Source organism: Mesorhizobium sp. M2A.F.Ca.ET.043.05.1.1 (assembly GCF_003952445.1).
Taxonomy (GTDB): domain Bacteria; phylum Pseudomonadota; class Alphaproteobacteria; order Rhizobiales; family Rhizobiaceae; genus Mesorhizobium.
This window is the reverse complement of sequence record NZ_CP034446.1, coordinates 3,164,016-3,189,369: the sequence shown is the minus strand read 5'-3', so window position 1 is coordinate 3,189,369 and position 25,354 is coordinate 3,164,016. Positions and strand designations below refer to the sequence as shown.

Here is a 25,354-nt window from a genome sequence, read left to right as displayed (position 1 = left end):
TGCATCGCATTTGGGATTATACGCATGAGCGGTGTGCGCGGGCGATCAGCTGGCGAACGATTGCGCAAACGCCGTCTCCCGTTGGATCTTGGCCAGACAGCGCGGCGAGCTTTTTGACAATTTCACAGGCTTCCCACGAGAACGGTTCCCCTTCGTCGCGAAGGTCGATTTCGATGTCGTCACCGGTGAAATCGTCGCTCTGCCGTAGATAACCGATCTGGTCACCTTCGATGCCTTCCGGAAAGTGGGCAAGATATTCCGCGGGATCGATCATAGCGGCGTGCTCTCTAGCATTCTCCAAGCTTTCGGCCTCGAACTCGATTTCGTAGAAGGCGCGCGTGGTGACGCCGATGCGGAGCGAGAACTCAATCGTCTCCGGGCCGTCCTCATCTTCCGCCAATGCTTTACGCTCCCGGGCGGCCCACCAATCCAGGAAGCTGTCAGTGGTTTCGCCAGCTGCGACCGCGTCAACCCATGCCTGCCTTGAAGAGTCGACCATCATATTTTGCCCTCTGCCTTGAGGTTGTGCCAATCGCGTTCCCGCGCCCTCCGTGCGGCAGCCATCGCGGCGTCGTGCTTGGCTGCCAGTTGGCCGAAATGGCTGACTTGGTCGTATGAACGATTTTCAGCGTGGCGGGCCGCGCCTTTGGCTGAGGAGAGTGCAAGCCTAGTCTTGTTCGCGGCACGCGGCGCGCCAGCTGCCTTAGGCAGTCGCGCGCGAAGGCCAAGGCCTCCACCGCGGTCCGCGCGGCTTCGATTGCATCTTTGGGGACCGTTGGTGCTATGTCGATTCCGTCGGTGTCGATGCTCCATGAAGTGTAGGGGCGGCAACTCGCCATCGCCTCGGAGACGTCGTTGTTGAAGAGAGCCTTGAGTTCTTCCACGGTGTCGGCGTCGAGGTGTTCACTATGGTCGAATGCGTCCTTCCAAAAGTAATCGTCGATTTCATCTTGCGTGGCGCGCACGATGGATGCGGTGCCGTGTCGATTCTCGTCGTAGGCGTGGTAGACCCTGAATTTCATCAAAGGCTCCTCTTAAAAGGCCGATCGGTGCTTCGATAGCGTGAGCAGGCACTGGCACGATCTGCGGAATGCTTGCGGGCTGCGACGGCAAGATGCGGCGTGGAGTGGGCCGAAGGCGTTAGTTGGGCTTGGTAATCCTGATGATTTTGGTGTGCACCTTGGCCGTTGCGAAAGTGTCGGTGGGGAGGATTTCGAGCGTCTCGGCGTTGGGGTGTACGAAGGTAGTGGGGACCAACGCGACAAGGACCGCGTGCGCCTCGTGACCGCCGCGTCCGAGCAATGTCAGTGCTGCCGCGATGTGTTTGCGGACCTCACTGAAGGGCGGATTCATGATGATGCGCGGATATTCAACCCGTCCTTCGACCTCTGCAGCCCACTCGAGAAAACACCGGTTGATGACTGGGCCGAAGCGGTGAAGTCCGCTCGCGAGCTCGGTGTGTCGTTCAACCTGCGTGAGTTCATGCGGACTGTGGCCGGACGCCAGTAACGCCTTTGAGAGTTGGCCCGTGCCGGACTGGGCTCTAGCGTGAGGAAGTCGCCCTGCGGCCCAAGGTATGCGACCATCCGGGCCGCCACATCGTCCGGGGTGACGTGGCATTCGGTGAACTTGTCGACGATCACCGGTTCAACGACCCGAATGGGCTGAAGCTTGCCGAAGCCGTCGCGGTGTTTGATTGAGATCCGCATCGGCTTGTTGGGACGGGCATACACCGCGCGCTTCATTGCGTGTCATCCGAATTTTCGAGAACCGCCACGCTGTGGGGCGCCGGATGGGCTTTTGCGTCGGTGAAGAAGACGGCCACGAAGGGTGCCAGGTAACGCGGCTCATGTTTCGGGTTGATGCAAATACGGAAACGGAAGTCGCCACAGAGCGAAAGCCGCACCCCGCGTTGTTCAAGATGAAACTGGGCATATTTCGACTTGGTCATCTCGACCACGGGAAACGTCTGTATCTGATCGCGGTGATAGCGATGCCGCGACCGGAGTGCCTTTGCGTTGAGATTCAAAATAGGCGGCAGCGCATCTCTCTCTTGCGGGACCTCGTAGCCGACGGACTGCATCAGGTCCCGCCATTCCTCCGCAGACAGGGAAAGTTCAGTGTCGTTGGCGAGGTGGAGTGGCAGGGTGGCTTCGCTTTCCAGGATGAAGGTCTTGGCGTCAATCGCACGCGCCTGCGGCTTGTGCGCCCCGTGCTCGCGAGCAAAGGCTTGTAGGATGACCGGTGTGAGCTCACCCTCGTATCGACGCACCGGCCCGAGCAGTTCGCGTTCGTAGCTGAGCCGGTTGAGGGTGTGTTCGATGTAGCGGCGGCGCCTGTCGCTGGAAAGCGATCGTTGTGCGGCGTCAATGCACTGTTGCCGCGCTTCCTGCGGTGACACCTCGCCTCTCTCGACCTTGCCCCAAAGATCCCAAGGAGCGAGTTGGCCCGTGGGTATGCTGCGGCCGATTGCGACCTTGATGGTTTCGTCCTCGGTAACCTTCTCCCACATCGCGAATGTGAGGTAAGCGTGATTGATCTCACGCTGCATGTCGCGCAGGTCGGCAAGCAGAGTTTTGATGCGGTTGGCCCGCACGCGAGGGTCGTTTTTGTAGTTGGCGTGTAGTTGGACGCCTTCGGCGCGGTAGAGCCAGTAATTTGCCAGCTTCTGGGCCTTATTGGCATTGGTCATGGCGGCCTGCATGCGCTCCTGGGTTTTTCGCGCTTTGCGTTCCGAATGGTGACCGACCAGGATTGGCTGTCCGTAAGCGAACGCCTCGGACAGATCCTCCGCCGCGCGCTGGAATGCGTTCGCCTGGCGATGGCGCTTGATTGCGAGTTCGTCGAGCCGTTCAGCTTTCGCTTGCGCGCGTTCCACGAGAGTCATCTCTTCCGGTTCAATTTCACCGGCCAATTCGATGGCCAGATCCTCTCGCGCAGGAGACCACTTTGGGGCAACGAAGAGTTCCTGTTTTGGCGCCCAGACGAAGCCAGCGTCCTTGACGCGCTGGTAGGTCTCAGCATCCAGGCGAGCTGAAGGATAGAGGCGAAGCTTGTTGTCTTCAGGGGAATAGGTTGCGCTGATTATCATGGCGATCTCGCTGGTCAGGAACTGTGGTTCAGACATGGTCCGCCCGCGCGCAACAGACGCACTTCAGCCGAGCGGTTGCGGAAGTAGAACGGTGTTCGTTCAATGGGTTAGGAAGTTTACCTGACTCAGCCTTGGAGCGCTCTCGCGCAGGAGCGCGTCAGCTCTGCGGGTCGCGATACGCGAGATAGGACCGACGTTGCGCTGCGCAGCTATCGGACACGGTTGGCCGCAGTCGGCTTGGAACAGAAGGCCAATTCAGGACTGAGGGACGAAGGATCTATGTGTCGTATGAACGTGTCGGCCGAGCGGGGTCGCGTTGTTAGAACGGGTTCTGGACCGGGTCGGACGGAGCGAACACCTGGGGCCACAGAAGTGCGTAGGCACGTTTCTCGGTCGCGCATTCCCCTTCGGTCATGTCGGATAGCTGCGCGGGTGCACGTTCCTGGATCGTTTTCCAAATCTCGTCTTTTCGTTGTTGCGACAAATCCATCGTCGCGAATGTTTCCTTTAACGTGGCTTGCAATCGGTCTACTTCATCCGATGTGAAGAACGCGTCGTGGTCGGCGCAATATTTTGCCACGTAGAACCGCAGGGAAAACTGAAAGAATATACCCGCCTGTTCGGCTTCTCGTTCCGATACGGGCGCTGAGGTAGTTGTTGGTATATCTGGGCCCGTGGTTGTGGCGCCTTCGCCTTCAGCCGCGTTTGCCTTCTCCGCTAAAATCTTATCCCGCGCCGCACTTACAACTTGTTGGATGGCCGGAGGGGTTGAAGGCCAGCCATAGGATTGTACGAGGGCGGTAATTTCCGCGAGTTTTTGATCCGGGGAGGAGGAGCTTTGGGTGATCGCCGAGAGCTTCTCCATGAAGATAGGCGAAACACCCGGCACGACTTGGTTCTCTTCTTCTTCGTTTTCGTCGCTCTGCGCGACTTGATCAGAAATGTACGATGGCATGGTTCTCGGGATGTGCATCATTTCTCGTATTGTCGACGCGAGGCCAGGCTTCAAAGCAAACAGCACTCCACCGATCCCGATACAAACGATCATAGTCAGCACGCTCCGAACTACGGCGACTGGAGCAGCGTGAGGGTGCTTTCGAGTCAGTCCCATGATCAGTTCCCCAAGGTGAAAAAGGAAATATGATGGCTATAGACACTGGTTTGAATGGCGGCAAGCTGCGTCTTTGCTGCCATGAAGGGAAGGGCGGTTCTGGCTTGGAATTTGCGGCGGATACGGGTCGCTCAAGGCATGTCTCAGGACAGGCTCGCGGCGGACACTGAAATCGATCGGGCCTACTTGGGCGGGATCGAGCGGCAGACCGAAAATCCATCCCTGGATTTGATGGATAGGCTGGCTGCGGCTCTCGGTGTTGGGCTGGCCGAATTGTTTAGGCAGCCTGCTCCAGGGGAGGAGCCCCCAAAACCCTTGCGTAGTGGGCGACGCGCACGCGGCCACAGTTGAACTCTTAGAAAGCTTGGCCGGTTTGCCGGACCCCAGATCCTGGACGTGCCGTGCAGGACGCACATGATTGTTTGGAGTTCATTTTGTTTCCTCAGTCTGTTGGGCATCGTCCAAGGTTCAACCGAGCATCGTCGGCATTGCGTCCATGAGAGCTTGGCGATCGTTCGAGCGGGCGAGCAAATACATATTATAGTTGATACTTTTACGCGACGAATTCCGCAACCCAGTGCGGCATGGATATGCGCGCTCTGGTCGGCGACAATTTCGCTCGCCTTCGACGTGAAAAGGGTCTCACCCAAGAAGAGGTGGAGGCCCGATCGGGCTTTAGTCAGCAGTACCTGAGTGACTTAGAACGCGGCAAGCGCAACCCCACTGTTATCACCGTCTATGAACTGGCCGAGGCGCTCGGGGTCAGCTATCTCGATCTTCTTACACCTCTCCAACAACACAAAGGTCAGCCGGACTAACGACCGGTCCAGGGCGGCCTTTCGCTTTCCCGTCCGGCGTCGGATAGTTGCATTTCGACAATCACACCTAACGCACGATCACCAAATCCAGCCTTGCTGCGACAAGAATGTCTTCCGGCGGGTTCTCATCCGTCGGTGACGAAAGGCAGTGTTATTGTCGGAATGCTATGATCCGAGCTCCTGACAGCTTGGGACGGGGTTAAGAGGAACGGCGGGTAGTGTCTCAGTTTGAAATTTGAAGCGCAGGCGAAACCGCTGCGCCCCGTTTGCTCCAATAGGCCGAACCGCCTATACGCTTACCGGAAAGCATGAGGAGAACCCGATGGGTTGGAATGATCATATCCCCGATTTGTCCGGTGAGGCAGAGGCTGTTTTGTCCGGTGAGGCAGAGGCTGTAGCCGTCAAGGCGAAAGCGGTCGTTCGGTGTGAGCTTCACGAAGACATAGTGATCGACAATGGCGACCCGGATGCGAGATCATATGCTTTCGCAATCGGCACCAATCGATGGAAACAGGGAGACATGGGTTGCACACGCGAAGAGTTCATTGACGCAATCGCGGAAGCTATTGATCAGTCTGCCGACGAATGCCCCATCTGCGCCAAATATCGGGACGACTAATGCCGACCGGGCCTAAAGGACAGAGGCGACCGGCAGACGTAATCGGCAATGCCGTCTGCGTCATGCGCATACTACCCGCTTTCGTCGGCATTTGCAGCCGGGCAGCAGCGCGACTCTTTGAGGAACAAACTTGTTTCAAGCCGTTGGATCGTGACCGATAGCCGTCCAAAGCCGCCTAGCGGCGGCTTTGGATCTGGAGGCTTTTTTGGACTTCGTCAGCAGTCAGGCGTCTTCCGCCGTTTCGGTCTTGGCTAGGTTGAAGTCGTTGGCCGTCGGCGTTGTCACGATCGTTTCCATTACGTGGCGGACCACGCGATGAAAGTCGCAATAGCGTGCCCAAAGCAGTGAGGCGTATTCGGCTTCGCCCGCTTCCGCGATTGTACGAATGACGGCTTCGAGAGTGAAGGCCTCGAAGCCCACGCGCTCGCGCCCGTCGTCGTGCTGCGTGTCGCCGGACGGATCGTGTAGCTCCGCTGCGTAAATTGCCCCAGATGCGACCGCGCGCCGGTTCAGGCGTGGGACGATTGTGATGAACTTCCCGCGTGATGCGACACCTTTGTCGACCATCAGTTGCGCCATCACATGTTCTCGACGAAGTTGTTCGAAGCCGGGCCGCCTAAGTAGCGGATCTTCTGGGTCGAGATAGAGACCGGATTCTCGCGTGGTTTCGTCGTATCGGTCGCGGTGGCGGGCGGCGGGTGCCAACATTTCTTCGACGAATTTTATTTCGGCCGCGACGAAGCCTGGTTCACCTTCGGGGGTGACGATCTCGGCCAGGACGTCGAAGGCGGTGCCGTCGCCGAAGTAGTTTTCCTGGAAGCGGCCCGGGCTGTGTTCGAAGCGAATGCGGGTCACGCTGTGGACGAAGCCGGGCAGGAGAGTCTGCCAGACGGCGCTGGCCAGGTGGAGGTCAAAGGCCATCGGAGCCCAGAGATTGACCGTAAGTGCTTGAGAACTAAGGAGATTTGTCCATAGGCGCTCCTCGTCCCAGACGGAGCCCGGTTCACGAAACAGGAGCTCGGCCTTGGCAAGGGCCGTGACGTCGCTGGTCATGAAGTTGGCACCGGCCCGGGCCGCCGCAGGGGATATTCGGGACCCGAGCTTGATCCTTCGGGTATCGCCCTTGGTGCCCACGATGAATGCGCCGATCGGGAGCTTTTGTTCTTCGCGCCACAAGGCGCTTAGGAGACGGGCGGCGGCGCCGAAGCGGTTATCCGTGGAGACGAAGACCTGCTTGGCTCGGCGCACAAAGTCAGGGATCAGAGGTGGATGAACGAGGGGGCGTTCGAAGACGGTTCGGGCTCGGTCGGAGCTGCCAAAGGTAGGTTCGATATTGGTGAGAGATAGTGCCGTTTCCATTTGAACTCCTGTCGGTGACATAGGAGGTTCAATGAAAAGGGGCAGCAATTTATGGAAGTTCTGTTTTCTTTGGTCAAGGTGTTGGTGTTGGTGTTGTTGTCTTGATCTTGGGGTGTTGGTGGGAAGGTATAGGGAAGGTCCAGAGGAGATCTAGAGAAGGTCTAGGGGAGATCTGCTAATAATAATAGGGTTTCAACCAGACGGTTCGCATTCGCTACGCTGCAAGGGGCCGAGCGATTTCATCAACCTGTTCACAGGCAAACGCCTCATCCTGCACTTCCACTGCTGCTTTGTCCTCTCGTAGGCCGATGAAGCTTGCACCCCGCACGCAACCGTTCGAACTCAATTCCAGAAATTCGATTTCGGCAACGAGTTTCGGCGGCAACAACTGGATTTCGCCCTTCAAGGTAAGCGAAGCCAAAGGTTCTCCAAGTGAGCTGGATGTCGTAAAGAACTCGGCTAGCTCCCGTCGTTGGGGAACAGAAAAGCCGGTGCCCACGCTACCTCGGGGCGTAAGCGCGCCATCGTCCATCGTCGCGATAATTATCGACTTCACCGCGTTCGTTTTCTTATCGGGGCGCCAACCGGCGATTATGAACTCCTGACGACGTGTGAACTTGACCTTTCGCCAAGCCGGCGATCGGACGCCCGGTTGATATGGCGAGTTATGATCCTTGGCCATGACGCCTTCCCAACCTGCATTCTTCAGACTCTCGGCCAGCGCGTCACCCTCTAGGGTGTGCTCGACAAGTTTGACGCTCTCAATGCCCAGGGAGGAGATGGCTTCCGCAAGGCGCTCTTTCCGAGCGCACAACGGTAGGGAGGTGATTCTTTCGCCCGAGCAGGCAAGCAGATCGAACGCGAAGTAAGTGAGCGGCACGCTTTTGTTGGAAAGAGCTTTGCACAGCAATCCGAAGTCAGGCCGACCGTTCTGATCGAGCGCGCAGATTTCGCCATCCAACGCACAGTCCTGCGTCTCGCAGACGCTTTCCGGCAGAGAGCGGCCGAGGCGCTCTGTCCAATCGAGGCCGTTGCGCGTGAAAAGCCGCAGTTTGCCGTCCTTGATCACAAGCTGGCAGCGATAGCCGTCAAACTTCGGCTCGAAGATAAAGTTCGATCCTGACGGTAATTCGCGGGCAGGGGTTGCGAGTTGGCACGGCGTAAATTCAGACATGATGCCACTCCGAGTTGACTCGGAAGGTTCAACTGACCTCGCTGGTTGTTGCGTGTTTGCGGCGATCGTGGAAAGGCTCAGGCTTGGGAGGGCCGAAACCGATGATCCGAGCGATGCAGGAAGACGAAGTTCTCGAGGCGCTTGCCAAAGGAGTGAGACGCACCTCAGATTTGATACGCCAAGCCACCGAATACCATGGCGGCGCGGTGCGGACGGAATATCTTCTCACGGCCGATATCGCCCGCGAATTCATCGAGCGCCACTTCCAAGTCAAGGTCGAGTGCCTGAACAGGAGCTTGGTGAACGCTTTGACGCGTAGCAAGGGAACGGCGCCTAGTAAACTCCTTCGCTCGAAGAGGATCGATGTGGCGGTCGTAGAAAGTGACCTCATCCCTTTGGCGATCGTCGAGGTCAAAATTGGAGTGTCGAAACTCACGCGTTTGAAAGGCGATCTCGAAAAGATTTCGACGACCCTCGCTTTGATGCAACCGAAGTTCGCAAGCCGCGCGGTTGGCGCTCTGGTATTTCAAATGCACACGACCAGTAAAAAGTGGTATCGGGCCGAGCAGTTTAGAGCAGCTGCCGAAGCGAAGGAAAAGCGGCTTCGGGAGGAGCTTCGCATTTTCGCCAAGGGGCGAACTGACACTATTTTTGCTATGCACTCGCTCCAAAGACCCGATGAGGGAGTCACCGGAAGAGCGGTTGACGGGATAGGCGAAGAAGCCGAGTGGGGTGCATTCGGTCACGCCACCCGCTACCACGCGATCTTAATCCGCGACACCCGTCCGGTCCCGCCGCCTCCTTCAACGATCGCGGAGCTGCGCAGCCAATCCGGACGATAGTCTCGATGCCGCCTATCGCCCGGTCATATCCTGGAACGCGACGCCGCTGCATTTACGGACCTTCAGCCACCAAACCGGTCGAATCGTGTTCTTGATCGCCGAGGCGCGGCTCATCTTCAGCCTGTCCCGTTGACTCGAAAAGCCATTCCGCTGCTCGGGACGCCTGCGCGGCCGCGACAAAGATCGCTCGAGGGTCATCGCGCAACAGAGGAAGCCACCCTGCTAGGTATGCGGCATGATTTTCGTGCGGTACGCTGGCCAATCCCAACCCGGCCAAGAGGAATGCGGAACCGAGCTCGGCCACGAGTTCTTCGGCCGCATAAGCTCGCTTGCCAAATCGTGCCGAGAGATCGCGCGACAGTCGCGCCCTCGCGCCGGTCCAATGTACGAGCTCGTGTGCCGCGGTAGCCGCATATCCCTCGGGGCTCTTGAAATGCTCCCGCATAGGCAGCTGAATGTGGTCGGTTTGCAGGCTATAGAACGCCTGCGTTCCGCCAAACCTGACGACAGCACCCGTCTTATCGAGGAAACGGTCGAATTTGTCCGCGGTCCAATCGCTCTCAAGCTGGGGTTCGCCGTCCGGGGGCAATCCGTCAACTTGGTCGCGATTGAACAACACCGAAGTTCGCAAGACATAACGGCGCTCGGAAGATTCGCCCTCGTCGGCGCCCTCCGCGCCGTTTTGCTGCTTGTCGATTTCCTTATAGAAGACGACGAGGGTGCCCTTTTCGCCGCGACGAACCTGGGCACCTTTGGATTGCCACTGGCGGTAGCTGGCCCAGCGGTTATCGGCAAAGCCCGAGCGCTCGGCAGCGCACCAAAGGTTCAGAATGTTGATCCCGCGATATCGCTGGCCCGTCTTGCCATTCACGGGCAGACCCCCGCCCGTTCGATGCCAGGGACAGACCCATGCACCCGAATGGGTCTGTTGCAACTGCTCGATCAGAGCGTCTGTCACTTGCCGGTATATGCCTGAAACCATGGCCGCGTTCTCCAACGTTTTTCGCTGGGCGGTTCATCGGTCTGGCGCTTGAGTTGCGAGGAGGGGCAGCCAATTCAAGAAGCAGCGTGATCACCGGCTCTTTCAGGTCACCATAAGGCACCCCGTCTTGTCGCGATTCTCGGCCCTCTAAGCTGAATGTGTAACCGTTTGAATAAGCGGTTGTTAAGCAACTAAGCTTGCGCGTCAAATCTTATGAACCAAATGGGAGTATCGGCAACAAGGACGCATAGATGGACGACAGCCCAAGGGTGCAGCTGCCCAATTCAACCGACGGTGAAGCCCCTGGCCCGACGCCTTCCGAAGAGGCCCAAGCCTCTCAAATGGCGGCGGCACTACCTCCGGAGTTCGACCGGACGGACCCTGAGCTTTTTGTGAGGCAATATCTGCGTCACTATCGGTTGGAGATCCTGTTTGACGGCTCTATCGCCGAAACTGATGCTCACTTAAGCCCGCCAAAGACCGTGCCCGAGTTGCTCGCCAAACAGGAGGAAACGGTTCCGGACCTGATTGACCGGATGGTTCTATTCGCCAGGGTCCGCAACTACCGGTTCCAGAGGTCGATTATTTCCACCGCGTGCCGGCGAGTGGCAAAGGGAGCGCAGGGCTCTCGTCGAAAGACAGTGCTGCAGCCGCTGATAGAACCGCCACTTAGTGAGCTGGAAGTTGCCAAATCGCGAGACGAATGGAGACGAGTGGGCACTTTATTCGACCTTGAGCCATCACTCAGCGTTGCCATAATTAAGCACTTCATCTGGCAGGTGAAAGCGAAATCGCTTCGTAAAGGTGTAAAGCATCACTTAATGCCGATTGTTTGGAGCTCTATCCAAGGATCTGGCAAGACGACCTTCGTCAGCAGGCTGGTCGGCCCGCTAAAGGAACTCGCTTGCTTCACCTATTTGAGCGACATCGCCGATACGCGGTCCAAAGGGATTTTCGAGTTTCCCATCGTGGTCATCGACGACATGGCGCCTGAAAAAGGGGTAGCTGTCCTAAAATCCCGGCTCACTGGCGAAAAGATGGCGGGGCGTATGATGCACTCGTCGTCGCCTTCACCATACAGCATCAGGTCTACCCTCATCGGGACAGCCAACACCAGGATCCAGGAGCTGGTCCAGGACGCGACGGGCAGCAGGCGATTTGCGATGCTGCCGTTTCGCAACGGATCCGTGCCAAAGGGCGGCAGTCCGCACATATGGTCGACTGTCGAATCACTTGACTGTCAACTGCTTTGGCGCTCGGTGTCTGCAGCGGAGCCTTCGCCGATTCTAGACGTGCTCGATCAACTGACCCGGCATCAAGGTCAGTTTGTTCCAGAAAGTTCGGTCTTGAGGTGGGCGAAGGGGCTGGATTGCGCCTCAGAAGAGGTGCGCGAAATCCGTTACAAGACCGGAGTGTTGGGTGAAGAGCTGCGTCAACTTTTCATGAGACAAACCCGAGAGAGCATCAGCGCGCAGGCATTCTCGGCCGAGATATTGAAGAACTGCGATGACCCCGCCATGCCATTTGCAAAAAGGCAGAAAACTGAGAAGGGCGCCCTGTATGTCCTGAAGAGCAGCTTTGCTAAGGCCGCGACGCCAAACGCGGTCGTTTCGTCGTCGGCTGTTTTTTCGCCGCCGTCAGATCCGTCAGATCCGTCAGGTCCGCCAGATCCACCAGTTCGCGAGGCTACGCTGGCCGAAGCACACCTCGAACCCGCACCCCTAGGTGCCGACGCCGCAGATGGCAGTGGCGATTAATGAGCCTTGCGAATAAGTATCGCCCAACCCGTTTTTCAGAGGTTTTGGGGCAGCCTCACGCGGTCACATTCCTGTCGACCGTGATCCTGCGCAAGGCAAAGCCTCGGAACCTGCTGCTGTTCGGGTCTCATGCCTCGGGGAAGACGACGCTGGCCCGCCTCTATGCGAAGGCACTGAATTGCTCCGACGTAGCCCCCGATGGTTCCCCCTGCAACCGCTGCACGTTCTGTACGGACGTGGATTACGAGGACTGGGAGTATGATGTTCCCGGGACGGGTGGGGAGGATGCCGACATCGAGGCATGGCTGGACGGGCGCTACCGAAAGCCAACCGACTGGAAAACGACCGTGCTCTTCTTCGACGAAGCGCATGAAATCAAGCCAAAGGCAGCAGACAGTCTGCTCAAACGGGTCGAGGAGCCCTTGCCTGGCGTGGCATTCGTCTTTGCGACCACTGAGCCCAGGGCACTGAAGAATACGTTGCGCTCGCGTCTCATGGCCCTGGAAGTGCGTCGACTCGGCGCGACCGAGGCTGTGAAACTTCTTCGCCACGTTGCGGAACGAGAGGGCATCGCCTACGACATCGACGGCTTGGCGTTGCTGGCATCTATCAAGCGGGGATACCCAAGGGATTTGCTGATCGGGCTCGACCAGTTAGCGGGCATGGGCCCCATAACCTTGCAGTCCGTCAAAAGCATGTTTGGCCTCGATCAGACGGAAAGGCTGATCGACTTATTTCTTGCCTTGGCTGATGCAGACGAGGCACGGCAAATCACCATTCTTGCCGACTGGCCCGAAGAGGTCGGGATTATAGTCAAGTGGATACAGTCCTTTCTGACATCGGTATTTTATCGCGACATTCTAGGTCTCGATTTTGTCGGCGACCCGATCACCCAATCAATTACCGTGGGCAGGTCCGAAATTTTGGGGGGCTTCTGCCGGCGGCTGGATGTGCCTTCGCAACGAGATCTGCGCCCTTTTTGGGAGCCGATGTTGTCTTTCTGGGATCGCCCCTCATCCGACCATGAGACCGAGCTGCAATTGCGCTTGGCGTTGTTTCAGGACCTCGTGAACCGGCGCCTCGGCGAGGCGCGGAGCGCGCTGCAGATCGGGTCCTACGAATCCAAAGGGGAAAGTTTTGGGATCGCCGTTCCCGCGCCAGCCATTCACCCACAGACATCGTCTCAGAGCCTTGTCGAGGCCAACGAAAAGATCGGCCAGCCGAGCAACGAACCAAACAGTCTTGACATCGAGGGCGTCCGCGCGATCGTCAATCGAGCAAGTGCACTGACGCAGGCAACTGGCTACGTGATCAACGCTGCGTTTGAGATATCCTCCTACCCCGGTGTGAAGGCGCCGACCACTGTCGCGAGGGTGCAACGTTTTGTTCGAGAGCTGGAAGAGCAGGCAGCGGGCCGGCCCTCCTCCCTTGCCACGATTACCCTCTTGGAAGCGGGCCAATTCGGCCCGGTTACGGCCCGGATATGTGCCCACCTCACCCAGTTGGACACTCCGGGCGCACAGTCTCGGGTTCAGGAGTGGTTCGACGCCTTCTGGCAAGCCGACGAGGGCGTCCACGACTTTGATAGGCGACTTTCAGACGTGAAACGGGGCATGAAATTCCATTGGGCCGAAGTGATGGGGCTTTGCGCGGGCCTCGGCGGCGATTCCTTTTATCCTGATGTCGGTGCCAGGGCCCTCATGAAGAACCTTCGGGTTCAAAAAACGAGATGGCGACAGCCTGTGGCCATCCCCTATCGAGTGCTGACCTTCACCGGGCTGGTAGGTCAGGACGCTATCGAGAAAGCTGCCTCTGAGGGCATGGGGTTCCTGTCGGCATATGACGACCGCGCATGGCGACATATCAAATCTGAATGGGAGCCAAAAGAATGGCTCGATCGGAACAAGGAGTTTGCCCTTCGTCGTCGCCAAATTGAAGATCTGGAGATCTTTGGAGGCGACCCGGTTCAGCTCGAGGAAAAACGCCGACAAATTCGAGCGAGTTGGCTGGAAGTAAAGTCCCGGCCGCGGCGCTGGATGCCATGGTGGGGGCTTGAAGTCGATTCTTGATGTCGAGTTCCTGCTTGCGCCGCGGTTGCCGCCACGAGTGCTAGTTTACCGCATGAGGACCGGGCTCCTGCGCCACGAGATGGAGCGTGCATTGCGCGACCTCTTCGAACAAGAAGGTCGTGAGCTCTATCCGTGCAGACCCTCCATGGTGGGCTTGGCGAGCGGTGGTCAGGCACTCTTTGATGGCGTCTACCTTTGCGATCTATCACGCGAGACCGAGCAAGATTTGACGCCTGTAGTGAAGGCTCTTAGGGACCGTGAGACATCGTATCTCGCTGTTTTCGCACCGCATGGTTCTCGCTTGTTTGCGGACAAGACATGGCTAGGCGCTGATGGCATCTTGTTGGTGGAAGAGCCGATCGTTACCAGCGACGACATTCCGGACGCCGTCTGGCAATTTGTCGTTGCCAACTGCGACCTTCTTCCGACGGCTACGCCCGTGCCCAAAATCGTAAAAGAGCGTTTCACGGATCAACTCGGCGGAGGCAGATTGGCTTTGCCCAGCCTTGTTCAAGCCTTCGATGCATACGTGGCGCAGTCTTTTGATCAGCGGTCAAAGGAGTTTGTGGAGACCACAGAGCAGCAGGAGGAGGTCAAGGAGCGGAGCCTTCTGGCGGACCCGCTGCTTGATTATCTGGCAGACCCCACATTGCGAGATCGAGCCAATGTCCTCCGAGGCGTTGACCTTCGTGTTAGGAGGGGCCGGTCGTACGAATCGCTCATCGACGATCTTCACCAGTTGAGTGCGAACATCGCGCTGAAGATCTGTTCTGGGCGGGCCGTATCCGTTGATAGGTTCGATTTCGTGCTCTGGATTGCGCTGCTTGTCGCTTGGACGCCGTCTCTACGTTCAGTTGCTACGGAGGGGCATGATGGGGCAATACATCCCAATGAGTTCCTTCAAATTGTTGACCAGTTGCTGCGTGACTTCGCCACTCGTCAAACGTCAGATGGTCGGGACCGGCTGGCTGGCGTTTGGGATCGGATTGGGGATGTCTCGAGAGCACCTCGAGATGACGATCAAGATGAGCTTGGCCTAGAGCAATGCCTGGTGGAACTGCTCGGTCGGCAGGGAACATACGAACCGGAGTGGGTCGTGCGGCTCAGGGCAATCTTTTGCCTTGACGAAACCCAGTTATTGGCAGCGTCGCCGACCCCTTCGGGCAGCGGCCATGATGAGGGCAGGTTTTCGGCAAGGCTTTTCGACGAGATAGTCGGCCGGGACGCGGCCGTCGCCGCCGTAAAGGAACGGTTCGGGGCCGCAAGACACACACCTCTCTTCATCTATGGTCCCGATGGCGTCGGAAAAAAGACCTTCGCTAGGGCGTACGCCAGAGCATTCATGTGCACGGGGAGAGCCGAGGCAGATTATCTTTCTTGCGGAAGATGCGGCGTCTGCATGGCCTTCGACAATGGCGTCCTCGGCTACGTCGAGCTAGACGGCGCGGCGCATGGGAGTTCCTTGGACAGTGTCAGGGGCTGGCTGCGCGACATGAAGTATTTTCGGGCCTTCGCTGAGCGCAATGCGGTCATCCTGGAAAATCCAGAGCGGGCAGGGGGCTTGATCGATACTCTGCTCAAAACGCTTGAGGAAAGGCACAAGGCCACCTTGTTCATCGCCTGCGGCCGCGAGATCAACTCTTTAAGAGCGACGGGCGTGTCTCGCAGTGAGGTGCATCGTTTCGCGCGTCTCAGCAACGCAGATGCTGAGAGCCTCGTCGCCCGCTTTTGTTCCCATTACGGCCAACGTCTGTTACCCGGACCTGTGCTTGACCTGGTACTTGAAAAGGGCGGCGGGTTGCCGCGGCGATTGGCCGAAGCCTGCGCAAACGTTTGTGGCGGAACCGTCATCACAGCGGAAGATGCCGGGAAGGTATTGGGTTTTGGTTGGATAGGTGGAGTCATCGCGACGTGGACGTCGTTGCTGGGGGCCACGTGGACCGAACCTAGCACCCTCATCTCCGATCACGAGGGGGCGTCGCTAGGTGTGGCTGACCAGATGAGAGCGACATTGACTCACATAGCGCCGGGCAACGTGGGCCGAGAACCGGCGCTGCCTTCCTGGCGTCGACACAGCCGTGCCTTGACCCATCTTGCCGATGAGATGGCAAAGAGAGCTGCATCCACGGGACAGAGTTATGACAGCCTATGGGGCCGTCTATCGGCGTTTTGGTGCCTGGACCATGTTGACTTGGTTGGGCAGCGGCAAGCGTTCATGGAGACCCGGCGTATCCTGCGGGGTAATACCCAATGGGCGGCGTAGCACCTTCTTTGCGACTGTCGCGCAATTTAGCGCCCTACGGTCCATATTGAATCGCACTGACCGCTCTGTTTAACCCGCGCCACGACTTGAGGATGGCCGTCGCTGCTTTCTATACCTGAGCCGCGGACGCACGAAGGCTTTCAGGCCTGGCTTCGCCTCCAGCAGGGCTACTATGTCGAAGCCGATATCGATCGAATTGATGGCTGACTGAAGCTGGGCCAGGGCCGACGCCTTGACGTAGCGGCTCGTCTCGCCGGGCGTCGAATGCCCAGTGACATGGTCAAGCACGGCGCGTTCGACACCCGCTTGGTGCATCAAGGTGCTAGCCGAGTGGCGAAAGGAATGGAAATCCAGACCTTTGCGGTACACGCCTATGTCTCGGCGATAACGGGTAAACCACTTCGAAAACGAATGTCCTAAACGATTGTCTGCTCCGCCAGGCTTCAGATTGGGGAACAGTCGCACCTGTCGGGATTTGCGGCACTGGTCCACATATTCCAAAAAGCCGAGCTTAATGAGCGTGACGTGCAACGGTACCTGGCGGGCGGCGTTGGCATTCTTCAGCATCCGAGGCGGCTTATCGTTGATATCGAAGAAGGAGATGCCGTCGGCTTCCTTGACATCTTCTGTGTGCAACTGGGCGATCTCTTCCTGACGCATTCCGGAAAGAATCCCGATCAGGGGAATCCAGTACCGCTCATCCTTTAGGACCAGGGACCCAGGTTCAGCCCGACGCACTTCGGACTTGCACCCAGTGTAGAGAGGAGACGAAAACAGGGTCTCCAATTCGGGCCGGGTCCAGGCGTCGCGCTGCTCCGTGGCCTTCTTTGCAGACCCGAATCGGAAGCCGCTGAAGATGTTCTGGCTGACGGTTCCAGCCGAAAGAGCCGATCCCCAAAGCCCGCTCAGCGCGGAGAAATGTCTTTTGACCGTGCGCTGAGTGATCGGCTGAACGTTGCGCGTTTTGGCTTGCGACTCCGCCACCTTCAGGATTTCGTCGACCGATCGATTTCGATAGGCAGGCGCCTTCGAGTAGTCCCACGGTAGACGCTGTATCTTTTTGCGGAACTCGTCAGCATCGCCTCGAGCATATTGCGCGAGTGGCTTGTCGCCGCATATTTCGGCAAACAAACGATAGCTTGCCTTTGCCTGCCCTGCCGTTTGCTGGTCCCAAATTTTGACCGCGATCTGGTCGCAGCGGAACGCCTCAGCAATCTCCGAAAAATTCGGCCCGCCGCTTGCCACTGGCGGAGAGGGGACCGCCAAAGGGGCCGCGGCCTGGCTTGGCAGGACGGGCGTTGCGCTCGCTCCGCCAAGGGCATCTTTGAGCAGTCTGTCTCGAGGGTCGTGATTGAAGTCGCCGTCCTGGCGTGCCCTTAACTCACTTATAATGTCGATGCTAGCTCGTAGGATCGCCTGACGGATTTGATTGTATTCGCCCGGACCGAGGTCGCCTTCGGCCAGCTTGCTGCGCGCCATCACCGCCTGCGCCGCCGGATTGGCCTTCTCGAAATCATTCTTCCGCAGAGCGTCACGCTGCTCGGCGAGGGTCTGATCGAGATAGTCCGACCGCGCTTGATGGTCCTCCTCGGACCACAGCTGCTCCGGGAATAGCCGGCGATGGTCGTCAATCGTCAGGGTCAGCTGATAAAAGTCTTTCACCAGCCGGGCAATTTCATCGGATGAGAGCATGGAGGCGGCGGCCGCGAAAAGTCCTTCAGAATACCGATAGAGCAAATCAGCGCGCATTCTGGCAGACGCCACGGCATTTGTGGATAGGCTCCGTACCAATTCGGAGCGTCCGATCCGAGATCGCAGCGGCGAGGGCACGACTCGCCGGAAATGAAACACGCCATCTCGTCGAACCACGTTGAGCAGCCGACGTCCTCGTCCTGATTTGTAGCAGTCAATTGTAGCAAGGGGGTGTTCGGCGCTTCCTTCCGGTGAAGAAAGTGAGCTGGAACAGTCAGTTACGGGTTTGTTGGCTGGGGCGCCAGGATTCGAACCTGGGAATGTCGGTACCAAAAACCGATGCCTTACCGCTTGGCGACGCCCCAGCAGGCGGGGCATGCCCGCTTGCGCGCGGCCTTATAGGACGGGGCGGCGCAAAGCTCAATGCCGCAACATCAACTAAAAGCGGCTGCGATGCAGGTCACCATTTGCTGGCAGTTCGTCGCTGATCGCCAGCGGCCTGTCCCGGACCACCGCGGCCGCGCATCTGCCTCGCCCGCCTGGCCGACATTGGAGCAATACTGCTTCCGCGAAGCCGGCAATGCCGCGTTGCTCACGCCTGCGCCACACGCGCGCGGCAATCCTCGAGGACCGCCGCAAGCGTCTCCTCGAAAGAATGCTCGGGCGCCCAGCCAAGCAGCGTCCGAGCGCGGGTCGCATCGCCGACGATGCATGGCAGATCGCTTGGCCGCATCCGCAAGGGATCCTGCTCCACGACGATCTTGACGCGGCTTTGCGCCAGCAGCAGATCCAGAATGTCTGCCATGCGCCAGGAGAGGCCGGACGCAAGGTTGAAGATAGTGTTCGGCGCAAGCTTGTTGCTGTTCAAGACGGCGCGCGCATAGGCATTGGCGATGTCGCGCGCATCCAGGAAGTCGCGCCTGGCGTCGAGATTGCCGACGCGGATGACCGGCGGGGCCAGGCCTGCCTCGATCCGCGCGATCTGCATGGCGAAGGCCGGCACCGCGAATGCCTCGGTCTGGCCTGGTCCCGTATGATTGAAGGGACGCATCCGAACGCATTTCAACCCCCGGTACGACAGCGCGCCGAGCGCGAGGTCGGCCGCGGCCTTGGTCGCGGCGTAGTCGTCGACCGGGCCAAGCAGCGTGCTTTCGTCGAGCGGTCGCCCGGTCTTCGCGCTTTCGCCATACACCAGGCCGGATCCGACATGGATCAGCCAGCAGTCCGGCGCCTTGTCGAGGATGGCATTGGCTACGTTGAGCGCGCCGTTCACATGGATGCGCCAGGTGTTCCGCGGATCCGCCCGGGCGGCATCGAGGGCTGCGAGCGCCGCCATGTGGATGACATGCGTTGGCCGGTGGCGGGCAATGGCGTCCTGGACGGCGGCCGTGTCCGTCACATCCAGTTCCTCGACCTCGCCGAAAGCGGGGTGCGGGCCCCCATCCTTGGAGGTCGCGGCAATGACGACCTCAGAGCCGCAGATCTTGCGCAATGCGTCGCCGACATAGGGGCCGACGAAACCGTTGGCGCCGGTCATCAAAACGCGCATGCCGGCCTCACAAAGCATCATGCCGGCCTCACGAAGCATGAAGCGTTGTCCGGATGCGGATGCGTGGCGGAACGCGGCGTCACAACGACTTCCCTTTCAACGCCCGGCGGCTGCGTGGCGCGCGAGATCGGCGTCCACCATCTCGCGGATCATCTCTTCCAGGGAGATCGTCGCTTCCCATCCGAGCTTCGCCTTTGCCTTGGCCGGATTGCCGAGCAGGATTTCGACTTCCGCCGGCCTGAACAGGTCTGGATCGATGACAAGATAGTCGTCCATCTTCAACCCGACATGCTCGAAGGCGATCCTGCACATGTCGCGCACCGTCGTCGTCCTGCCGGTGGCGACCACATAGTCGTCAGGCTCTCCCTGCTGCAGCATCAGCCACATGGCGCGGACATAATCCCTGGAATGGCCCCAGTCGCGCCTGGCGTCGATGTTGCCCAAGCGCAACTCCCTCGCCAGCCCCATCTTGATGCGCGCGACGGAGTCCGTGACTTTGCGTGTCACGAATTCGATGCCGCGAAGCGGCGATTCGTGATTGAACAGGATGCCGCTCGAGGCATGGAGGCCGAAGCTCTCGCGATAATTGACGGTGATCCAATGGCCGTAGGCCTTGGCCACCGCATAGGGCGAGCGGGGATGGAAAGGCGTGGTCTCCGACTGCATCGGCTCCTGGATAAGGCCGTACATCTCCGACGACGAAGCCTGATAGAAACGCGCCCCGGGCACTTCTAGACGCAGCGCCTCCAGCACATTGGTGACGCCGATGCCGGTGACGTTGCTCGTCAGGATAGGCTGCTGCCATGACGATTTGACGAAAGACTGCGCGGCAAGGTTGTAGACCTCGTCAGGCCTTACGTCGCGCATGGTTCGGGTCAGGCCCGATAGATCCGTGATGTCGCCATCCACGATCCGCACGTCGTCCTCGATGGCCAGCCATTTCAGCCGCATCGTGTTGACGTCGGCCGTGCTCGACCGTCGCGCCAATCCGTGGACCTCGTAGCCCTTCGAAAGCAGGAGCTGCGCCAGATAGGCGCCGTCCTGCCCGGTGATCCCGGTTATCAATGCTGTCTTCGTCATCAATGGTCTCGGTGATCGAGCGAGACGCGGGGCGGAAGTCCCCATCATTGCTGAATTGCCCGCGCTCCAAACCAGCGGCAACCGCCGGCACCGCTGTCATTATACGGCCTCGGTCTTATCCGCCAGTGTGGCGACCCGCGCCCGTTCCAGCGCCATTGCCACGATTTCGCTTGCCCTTTCATGGCTGGCGGCCTCGGCATAGCAGCGAAATTCGGGAGCGTTGCCGGAGGGTCGCAGATGGATGATCTCGCCGCTGGTCATTCGCGCTCTCAGACCGTCGGTCTCATCTACATCCGCCACCATGCCGAAGGGCGCCAGGAACCGCTGCAACGCGTCGCGGTCGGCGAGCTTGCGCATCAAGCCGCGCGATGTCTCGACCGGGAAGTTCTCGAGCCGCTCGCTGGCGCAGACCGGAAGATTCCAGCTTTCACGCAGGTTGGACAGCGATTTCCCCGTCGATGCCACCGTGCCCAGCACCGCCAGGATGGGAGAGAATGAATCCCGCGTCGGCAGTGCCGACAATATTTTGCCATTCACCAGGCAGTCGGATCCCAGCAGAACTCCGCCATTGGCTTCGAAGCCGACGACGATGCCGCCTGCCTGCCGCGCGGCGTCCATTCCCTCGATGACGAAAGGCGACCCGACCTTCGTTCTCCTGACGCTGAACCCGAACGCTTCGGCTATGCCCGAGTTGGAGGTGACCGGCGTCACCACGACATCGGCCTTGAGGAAGAGCGCCGTGGCCAGCCCGATCAGGTCACCGCGGAACAATTCGCCGTTTTCGTCGATGACAAGAGGGCGGTCGGCATCGGCATCGGCCGAGACCACCGCGTCGAATTTGAACTCGCGCACCCAGTCCCGCAACATCGCCAGCGTTTCCTGGCTGACCGCCTCGGTATCGACAGGCACGAACGTATCTGTTTTGCCCACGACGATCACATCGGCGCCGAAGGATCGCAGGACCTCGACCAGCAGTTCCGCCGCAACGGTGCTGTGCTGGTAGACGCCGAGCCTCATTCCGGAAAGGGCGCCAGGGGGCAGGATGCCGCCGATACGGTCTCGAAAGGCCGCGAGCGCCTGTTCATGGCCGGCTTGCCAGTCCGCATAGGTCGGCGGCCAAGGATATTGATCCGACAGCTCTGCGACATGAGCGGTGATCGCGGCCTCATCCGCCTTGTTGATCTCGCCCTTCGGTCCATAGAACTTGATGCCGTTGCGGTCGGCGGGGATATGCGAGCCGGTCACCATCAGCGCCGCGGCGCCCTGCCGGCGGGCATAAAAGGCAAGCGCCGGTGTGGGGATCGGACCGCAATCGACCGGTTGGAAGCCGGCCGCGGCCAGCGCCGCCATGCAGTCCTGCGCGATTGCCGGGCTGCTGTCGCGCAAGTCCCGCCCCACGAAGACCTTGCCTTGCTGAAATCCAGTCGACCGCAGGCGCCGGGCGAAGCCCTCAGTGTAAAGTCCGCTTGGCCTTCCGACCAATTCGGAAGCCAAACCCCGAACGCCGCTTGACCCGAATTTCATCAGCCCGCTTTTGCTGTTGGAAGATCGCCGCTATTTGTTGGAGTGAGCCGGGCCCGGCTGTCAACATCAAAAAAACCTCGAAACCCGCGTCCTTTCTAATGTCCCCACACCGCCAGTTCGTTGCCGGCCGGATCGGTGAAGTGGAACCGTCTGCCGCCGGGGAAGGAAAAGATCGGCTTGACGATGGTCCCCCCGGCGCTCTCGACTGCTTCCAGCGTTTCCTCGAGATTCTCGGAGTAGAGCACGGGCAGCGGTTTGGCCGGCGCTTCCACGGCATCGGCCTGGAAACCGCCGTCGAGCCCTTCGGCGAAGGCGGAATAAGTCGGCCCGTAATCGGTGAATGACCATGAAAAGGCGGCGCTGTAGAAGGATTTGACGCTGTCCAGCGTGCCGCCGGTTGCCGGCAGCTCCAGATAGTCGAGTTTTCCGTTGAGTTTCATCACGCTACTCCACTATGTTCCTGTTATGTTCTATAACGCGCCATACCCTGCGGCAAGTCTTTTTGCCGCAGCTTTTGCTTAATCGATTGTAGTGACTGGGAGCGCTGGTCGGTGCCTTGCCTTTCGCACTGCAGCATCCTATCGCTCGGATCGGGGAGGCGGGGAACCGGGCCATGGTCCGGCTGTTTCTATCTTCCACGAACTGGAGGGCAAGCATGACCAAGTGGGTTTACACCTTCGGCGACGGCGCCGCCGAAGGCCGTGCCGGCGACCGCAATCTTCTCGGTGGCAAAGGTGCCAATCTGGCCGAGATGTGCAGCCTCGGCCTGCCCGTGCCGCCCGGTTTCACCATCACCACGGAAGTCTGCAACGCCTATTACGCCAACGGCCGGGCCTATCCCGATGGGCTCAAGACGGATGTCGTCGCCGCTCTCGACCATATCGGCCGCATCACCGGCCGCCGGTTCGGCGATCCGTCGAAGCTGCTTCTGGTCTCCGTCCGCTCCGGCGCCCGGGCATCGATGCCCGGCATGATGGACACGGTGCTCAATCTGGGCCTCAACGACGAGACGGTCGAGGCTTTGGCCGCCGATTCCGGCGATGCGCGCTTCGCCTATGACAGCTACCGCCGCTTCATCCAGATGTATTCGGACGTCGTCATGGGCCTCGACCACGAAGTGTTCGAGGAAATCCTCGAGGACCAGAAGGCGAGCCTCGGCCACGAGCTCGACACCGAGCTGACGGCCGCGGAATGGCAGGGCGTCATTTCGCTCTACAAGGCCAAGGTCGAGGAAGAGCTTGGCAAGCCGTTCCCGCAGGACCCGCACGAGCAGCTCTGGGGCGCGATCGGCGCCGTGTTCTCGAGTTGGATGAACAGCCGCGCCATCACCTATCGCCGCCTGCACGACATCCCGGAAAGCTGGGGCACGGCGGTCAACGTCCAGGCCATGGTGTTCGGCAATATGGGCGACACCTCCGCGACCGGCGTCGCCTTCACCCGCAATCCCTCGACCGGCGACAGGCAGCTTTATGGCGAGTTCCTGGTCAATGCCCAGGGCGAGGACGTGGTGGCCGGCATCCGCACGCCGCAGAACATCACCGAGGCGGCGCGTATCGCCGCCGGCTCCGACAAGCCGTCGCTTCAGAAGCTGATGCCCGACGCCTTCCAGGCCTTCGTCGACATTTCCGACCGGCTGGAAAAGCATTACCGCGACATGCAGGACCTCGAATTCACCATCGAGCGCGGCAAGTTGTGGATGCTGCAGACCCGCTCCGGCAAGCGCACCGCCAAGGCGGCGCTGAAGATCGCCGTCGAGATGGCGAGGGACGGCCTGATCACCAAGGAGGAGGCGGTCGCCCGCATCGATCCGGCATCGCTCGACCAGCTGCTGCACCCGACCATCGATCCGAAGGCGGCGCGTGATGTCATCGGCATGGGCCTGCCGGCCTCGCCCGGCGCCGCCACGGGCGAGATCGTCTTCTCGTCCGCCGACGCCGAGGACGCCAGGGCTCAGGGACGCAAGGCGATCCTGGTGCGCATCGAGACCAGCCCGGAGGACATTCACGGCATGCATGCCGCCGAAGGCATCCTGACCACGCGTGGCGGCATGACCAGTCACGCCGCGGTGGTGGCGCGCGGCATGGGCAAGCCGTGCGTGTCGGGCGCCGGCTCGCTGCGCGTCGACTACAAGGCCGCCACGCTGGTCTCGATGGGCCAGACCTTCCGCAAGGGCGACATCATCACCATCGATGGCGGCAACGGACAGGTGCTGAAGGGCGCGGTCGCCATGCTGCAGCCGGAGCTTTCCGGCGATTTCGCCGCCATCATGGAATGGGCTGACGCCCAGCGCCGCATGAAAGTGCGCACCAATGCCGAAACGCCGCTCGACGCGCGCATGGCGCGCTCCTTCGGCGCCGAGGGCATCGGGCTTTGCCGCACCGAGCACATGTTCTTCGACGGCGACCGCATCGTCGCCATGCGCGAGATGATCCTGGCCGATACCGAGAAGGACAGGCGCTCAGCACTCGATAAGCTGCTGCCGATGCAGCGCTCGGACTTCCTCGAGCTGTTCGAGATCATGGCCGGCCTGCCGGTGACGATCCGCCTGCTCGACCCGCCGCTGCATGAATTCCTGCCCAAGACCGAGGCCGAGCTTGCCGAGGTGGCGAGCGCCATGAATGTCTCGGCCGACAAGCTGCGGCAACGCACCGAGGCGTTGCACGAGTTCAATCCAATGCTCGGCCATCGCGGCTGCCGGCTCGCCGTCTCCTATCCGGAGATCGCCGAGATGCAGGCGCGCGCCATCTTCGAGGCGGCGGTCGAGGCCGGACGCAAGGCCGGCGCGCTGGTGGTGCCGGAAATCATGGTGCCGCTGGTGGGACTGGTGAAGGAGCTGGAATACGTCAAGGCGCGCATCGACGCGGTAGCGCAAAGCGTCATGCAGGAGACCGGCACCAAGATCGATTATCTCACCGGCACGATGATCGAGCTGCCGCGCGCGGCGATCCGCGCCCATGTCATTGCCGAAGCCGCCGAATTCTTTTCCTTCGGCACCAATGACCTCACCCAGACGACCTTCGGCATCTCGCGTGACGACGCGGCGTCCTTCCTTGAAACCTACCGGCAAAAGGGCATCATCGAGCAGGATCCGTTCGTGTCGCTCGATGTCGATGGCGTCGGCGAACTGGTGCGGATCGCTGCTGAAAAGGGCAAGGCGACCCGGCCCGGCATCAAGCTCGGCATCTGCGGCGAGCATGGTGGCGATCCGGCTTCGATCCGCTTCTGCGAGGAGGTCGGGCTCGACTATGTATCGTGCTCGCCCTACCGCGTGCCGATCGCCAGGCTGGCGGCCGCGCAGGCGGCCGTGGCGGCGGCGAAAGGCGGCGCCAGACGCGCCTGAGGGGGCGTTCCGGGGAGCGGCACCCCAAGGGTCCTTACGGTTTTGTATGGAATGTCACGCGAACGTGCGCGTGACGGCCCTGAA

22 protein-coding genes and 1 tRNA gene are annotated in these 25,354 nt (G+C 59.9%); 8 read left to right on the top strand and 15 right to left on the bottom strand.

Annotated features, from left to right (window positions below; all coding sequences use genetic code 11):
- Nucleotides 1-16: 16 nt before the first annotated feature.
- From EJ069_RS15795 to EJ069_RS15775, 6 genes are all read right to left on the bottom strand, one after another.
- Complete coding sequence (locus tag EJ069_RS15795; protein WP_126062079.1) at nt 17-502, bottom strand: hypothetical protein; 486 nt, start codon at nt 500-502, stop codon at nt 17-19.
- Nucleotides 468-1,022 carry a hypothetical protein gene (locus EJ069_RS15790; RefSeq protein ID WP_126062078.1) on the bottom strand — a complete coding sequence of 185 codons (555 nt, stop codon included), beginning with the start codon at nt 1,020-1,022 and terminating at the stop codon, nt 468-470. Before EJ069_RS15790 ends, EJ069_RS15795 begins: the two co-directional genes overlap by 35 nt.
- A 118-nt stretch (nt 1,023-1,140) precedes the next feature.
- Nucleotides 1,141-1,353 carry a hypothetical protein gene (locus EJ069_RS33000; protein WP_210211335.1) on the bottom strand — a complete coding sequence of 71 codons (213 nt, stop codon included), beginning with the start codon at nt 1,351-1,353 and terminating at the stop codon, nt 1,141-1,143.
- Nucleotides 1,350-1,745 (bottom strand): hypothetical protein, encoded by a 396-nt coding sequence (locus EJ069_RS15785; protein ID WP_210211334.1) that lies wholly within the window; start codon nt 1,743-1,745, stop codon nt 1,350-1,352. The genes EJ069_RS33000 and EJ069_RS15785 overlap by 4 nt, the downstream gene beginning before the upstream one ends.
- Nucleotides 1,742-3,127: a DUF3560 domain-containing protein gene (locus EJ069_RS15780; RefSeq protein WP_245456591.1), complete on the bottom strand. Its 1,386-nt coding sequence runs from the start codon at nt 3,125-3,127 to the stop codon at nt 1,742-1,744. Before EJ069_RS15780 ends, EJ069_RS15785 begins: the two co-directional genes overlap by 4 nt.
- A 283-nt stretch (nt 3,128-3,410) precedes the next feature.
- Nucleotides 3,411-4,139 (bottom strand): hypothetical protein, encoded by a 729-nt coding sequence (locus EJ069_RS15775; protein WP_126062077.1) that lies wholly within the window; start codon nt 4,137-4,139, stop codon nt 3,411-3,413.
- A gap of 117 nt (nt 4,140-4,256) precedes the next feature.
- Between EJ069_RS15775 and EJ069_RS15770 the strand changes: the two genes are divergently transcribed.
- The 3 genes from EJ069_RS15770 to EJ069_RS15760 all read left to right on the top strand — a co-directional run bounded on the left by EJ069_RS15770 (nt 4,257) and on the right by EJ069_RS15760 (nt 5,639).
- Nucleotides 4,257-4,553, top strand: coding sequence for a helix-turn-helix transcriptional regulator (locus EJ069_RS15770; protein ID WP_348639371.1), 297 nt, complete (start codon nt 4,257-4,259; stop codon nt 4,551-4,553).
- Nucleotides 4,554-4,786: 233 nt separating this feature from the next.
- The gene (locus EJ069_RS15765) at nt 4,787-5,020 is read left to right on the top strand and encodes a helix-turn-helix transcriptional regulator (protein ID WP_126062076.1); all 234 of its coding nucleotides are present in this window, start codon (nt 4,787-4,789) and stop codon (nt 5,018-5,020) included.
- 322 nt (nt 5,021-5,342) lie between these two features.
- Nucleotides 5,343-5,639, top strand: coding sequence for a hypothetical protein (locus EJ069_RS15760; RefSeq protein ID WP_126062075.1), 297 nt, complete (start codon nt 5,343-5,345; stop codon nt 5,637-5,639).
- A 222-nt stretch (nt 5,640-5,861) separates the two neighbouring features.
- On the opposite strand, the gene EJ069_RS15750 is transcribed toward EJ069_RS15760, so the two are convergent.
- Nucleotides 5,862-6,998, bottom strand: coding sequence for a hypothetical protein (locus tag EJ069_RS15750; protein ID WP_126062074.1), 1,137 nt, complete (start codon nt 6,996-6,998; stop codon nt 5,862-5,864).
- Between the two features lie 214 nt (nt 6,999-7,212).
- A complete protein-coding gene (ligD, locus tag EJ069_RS15745; protein ID WP_126062073.1) occupies nt 7,213-8,172 on the bottom strand; it encodes a non-homologous end-joining DNA ligase in 960 nt (319 codons plus the stop codon).
- 101 nt (nt 8,173-8,273) lie between these two features.
- On the opposite strand from ligD, the gene EJ069_RS15740 reads away from it, so the two are divergent.
- Entirely contained in the window at nt 8,274-9,014 is a 741-nt protein-coding gene (locus EJ069_RS15740; protein ID WP_126062072.1) for a hypothetical protein, read from the top strand.
- A 52-nt stretch (nt 9,015-9,066) separates the two neighbouring features.
- Here EJ069_RS15740 and EJ069_RS15735 read toward each other — a convergent pair whose 3' ends face one another.
- Entirely contained in the window at nt 9,067-9,996 is a 930-nt protein-coding gene (locus EJ069_RS15735; RefSeq protein ID WP_126062071.1) for a zincin-like metallopeptidase domain-containing protein, read from the bottom strand.
- 251 nt (nt 9,997-10,247) lie between these two features.
- On the opposite strand from EJ069_RS15735, the gene EJ069_RS15730 reads away from it, so the two are divergent.
- The 3 genes from EJ069_RS15730 to EJ069_RS15720 are packed head-to-tail and all read left to right on the top strand — an operon-like array spanning nt 10,248 to nt 16,085.
- Nucleotides 10,248-11,753: a VapE domain-containing protein gene (locus EJ069_RS15730; RefSeq protein ID WP_126062070.1), complete on the top strand. Its 1,506-nt coding sequence runs from the start codon at nt 10,248-10,250 to the stop codon at nt 11,751-11,753.
- Complete coding sequence (locus EJ069_RS15725) at nt 11,753-13,822, top strand: AAA family ATPase (RefSeq protein ID WP_126062069.1); 2,070 nt, start codon at nt 11,753-11,755, stop codon at nt 13,820-13,822. The genes EJ069_RS15730 and EJ069_RS15725 overlap by 1 nt, the downstream gene beginning before the upstream one ends.
- On the top strand, nt 13,806-16,085 hold the full coding sequence (locus EJ069_RS15720) for a hypothetical protein (RefSeq protein WP_126062068.1): 2,280 nt from the start codon (nt 13,806-13,808) through the stop codon (nt 16,083-16,085). Before EJ069_RS15725 ends, EJ069_RS15720 begins: the two co-directional genes overlap by 17 nt.
- A gap of 69 nt (nt 16,086-16,154) precedes the next feature.
- Here EJ069_RS15720 and EJ069_RS15715 read toward each other — a convergent pair whose 3' ends face one another.
- The 6 genes from EJ069_RS15715 to EJ069_RS15690 all read right to left on the bottom strand — a co-directional run bounded on the left by EJ069_RS15715 (nt 16,155) and on the right by EJ069_RS15690 (nt 22,370).
- Nucleotides 16,155-17,954 carry a site-specific integrase gene (locus tag EJ069_RS15715; protein WP_348639370.1) on the bottom strand — a complete coding sequence of 600 codons (1,800 nt, stop codon included), beginning with the start codon at nt 17,952-17,954 and terminating at the stop codon, nt 16,155-16,157.
- Between the two features lie 113 nt (nt 17,955-18,067).
- Nucleotides 18,068-18,142 (bottom strand) — tRNA-Gln (locus EJ069_RS15710).
- Between the two features lie 227 nt (nt 18,143-18,369).
- Entirely contained in the window at nt 18,370-19,365 is a 996-nt protein-coding gene (locus tag EJ069_RS15705; RefSeq protein ID WP_245456588.1) for a GDP-mannose 4,6-dehydratase, read from the bottom strand.
- 57 nt (nt 19,366-19,422) lie between these two features.
- On the bottom strand, nt 19,423-20,406 hold the full coding sequence (gene gmd / locus EJ069_RS15700) for a GDP-mannose 4,6-dehydratase (protein ID WP_126062067.1): 984 nt from the start codon (nt 20,404-20,406) through the stop codon (nt 19,423-19,425).
- A 99-nt stretch (nt 20,407-20,505) separates the two neighbouring features.
- Nucleotides 20,506-21,930: a phosphomannomutase gene (locus tag EJ069_RS15695; protein ID WP_126062066.1), complete on the bottom strand. Its 1,425-nt coding sequence runs from the start codon at nt 21,928-21,930 to the stop codon at nt 20,506-20,508.
- A 95-nt stretch (nt 21,931-22,025) separates the two neighbouring features.
- The gene (locus EJ069_RS15690; protein ID WP_126062065.1) at nt 22,026-22,370 is read right to left on the bottom strand and encodes a VOC family protein; all 345 of its coding nucleotides are present in this window, start codon (nt 22,368-22,370) and stop codon (nt 22,026-22,028) included.
- 215 nt (nt 22,371-22,585) lie between these two features.
- Here EJ069_RS15690 and ppdK point away from each other — a divergent pair, with 215 nt between their 5' ends.
- Entirely contained in the window at nt 22,586-25,270 is a 2,685-nt protein-coding gene (gene ppdK / locus EJ069_RS15685; protein ID WP_126062064.1) for a pyruvate, phosphate dikinase, read from the top strand.
- Nucleotides 25,271-25,354 lie beyond the last annotated feature (84 nt).

Excerpts from the sequence above, each read along its gene's own strand:
- gmd (WP_126062067.1), bottom strand. The coding sequence starts at position 20,406 with ATGACGAAGACAGCATTGATAACCGGGATCACCGGGCAGGACGGCGCC.
- EJ069_RS15795 (WP_126062079.1), bottom strand. The coding sequence starts at position 502 with ATGATGGTCGACTCTTCAAGGCAGGCATGGGTTGACGCGGTCGCAGCT.
- EJ069_RS15765 (WP_126062076.1), top strand. The coding sequence starts at position 4,787 with ATGGATATGCGCGCTCTGGTCGGCGACAATTTCGCTCGCCTTCGACGT.
- EJ069_RS15760 (WP_126062075.1), top strand. The coding sequence starts at position 5,343 with ATGGGTTGGAATGATCATATCCCCGATTTGTCCGGTGAGGCAGAGGCT.
- EJ069_RS15735 (WP_126062071.1), bottom strand. The coding sequence starts at position 9,996 with ATGGTTTCAGGCATATACCGGCAAGTGACAGACGCTCTGATCGAGCAG.
- EJ069_RS15725 (WP_126062069.1), top strand. The coding sequence starts at position 11,753 with ATGAGCCTTGCGAATAAGTATCGCCCAACCCGTTTTTCAGAGGTTTTG.
- EJ069_RS15730 (WP_126062070.1), top strand. The coding sequence starts at position 10,248 with ATGGACGACAGCCCAAGGGTGCAGCTGCCCAATTCAACCGACGGTGAA.
- EJ069_RS15775 (WP_126062077.1), bottom strand. The coding sequence starts at position 4,139 with ATGATCGTTTGTATCGGGATCGGTGGAGTGCTGTTTGCTTTGAAGCCT.
- EJ069_RS15770 (WP_348639371.1), top strand. The coding sequence starts at position 4,257 with ATGGCGGCAAGCTGCGTCTTTGCTGCCATGAAGGGAAGGGCGGTTCTG.
- EJ069_RS15780 (WP_245456591.1), bottom strand. The coding sequence starts at position 3,127 with ATGTCTGAACCACAGTTCCTGACCAGCGAGATCGCCATGATAATCAGC.
- EJ069_RS15785 (WP_210211334.1), bottom strand. The coding sequence starts at position 1,745 with ATGAAGCGCGCGGTGTATGCCCGTCCCAACAAGCCGATGCGGATCTCA.
- EJ069_RS15790 (WP_126062078.1), bottom strand. The coding sequence starts at position 1,022 with ATGAAATTCAGGGTCTACCACGCCTACGACGAGAATCGACACGGCACC.
- EJ069_RS15750 (WP_126062074.1), bottom strand. The coding sequence starts at position 6,998 with ATGGAAACGGCACTATCTCTCACCAATATCGAACCTACCTTTGGCAGC.
- EJ069_RS15740 (WP_126062072.1), top strand. The coding sequence starts at position 8,274 with ATGATCCGAGCGATGCAGGAAGACGAAGTTCTCGAGGCGCTTGCCAAA.
- EJ069_RS15690 (WP_126062065.1), bottom strand. The coding sequence starts at position 22,370 with ATGAAACTCAACGGAAAACTCGACTATCTGGAGCTGCCGGCAACCGGC.
- EJ069_RS15695 (WP_126062066.1), bottom strand. The coding sequence starts at position 21,930 with ATGAAATTCGGGTCAAGCGGCGTTCGGGGTTTGGCTTCCGAATTGGTC.
- EJ069_RS33000 (WP_210211335.1), bottom strand. The coding sequence starts at position 1,353 with ATGAATCCGCCCTTCAGTGAGGTCCGCAAACACATCGCGGCAGCACTG.
- ligD (WP_126062073.1), bottom strand. The coding sequence starts at position 8,172 with ATGTCTGAATTTACGCCGTGCCAACTCGCAACCCCTGCCCGCGAATTA.
- EJ069_RS15705 (WP_245456588.1), bottom strand. The coding sequence starts at position 19,365 with ATGCTTCGTGAGGCCGGCATGATGCTTTGTGAGGCCGGCATGCGCGTT.
- ppdK (WP_126062064.1), top strand. The coding sequence starts at position 22,586 with ATGACCAAGTGGGTTTACACCTTCGGCGACGGCGCCGCCGAAGGCCGT.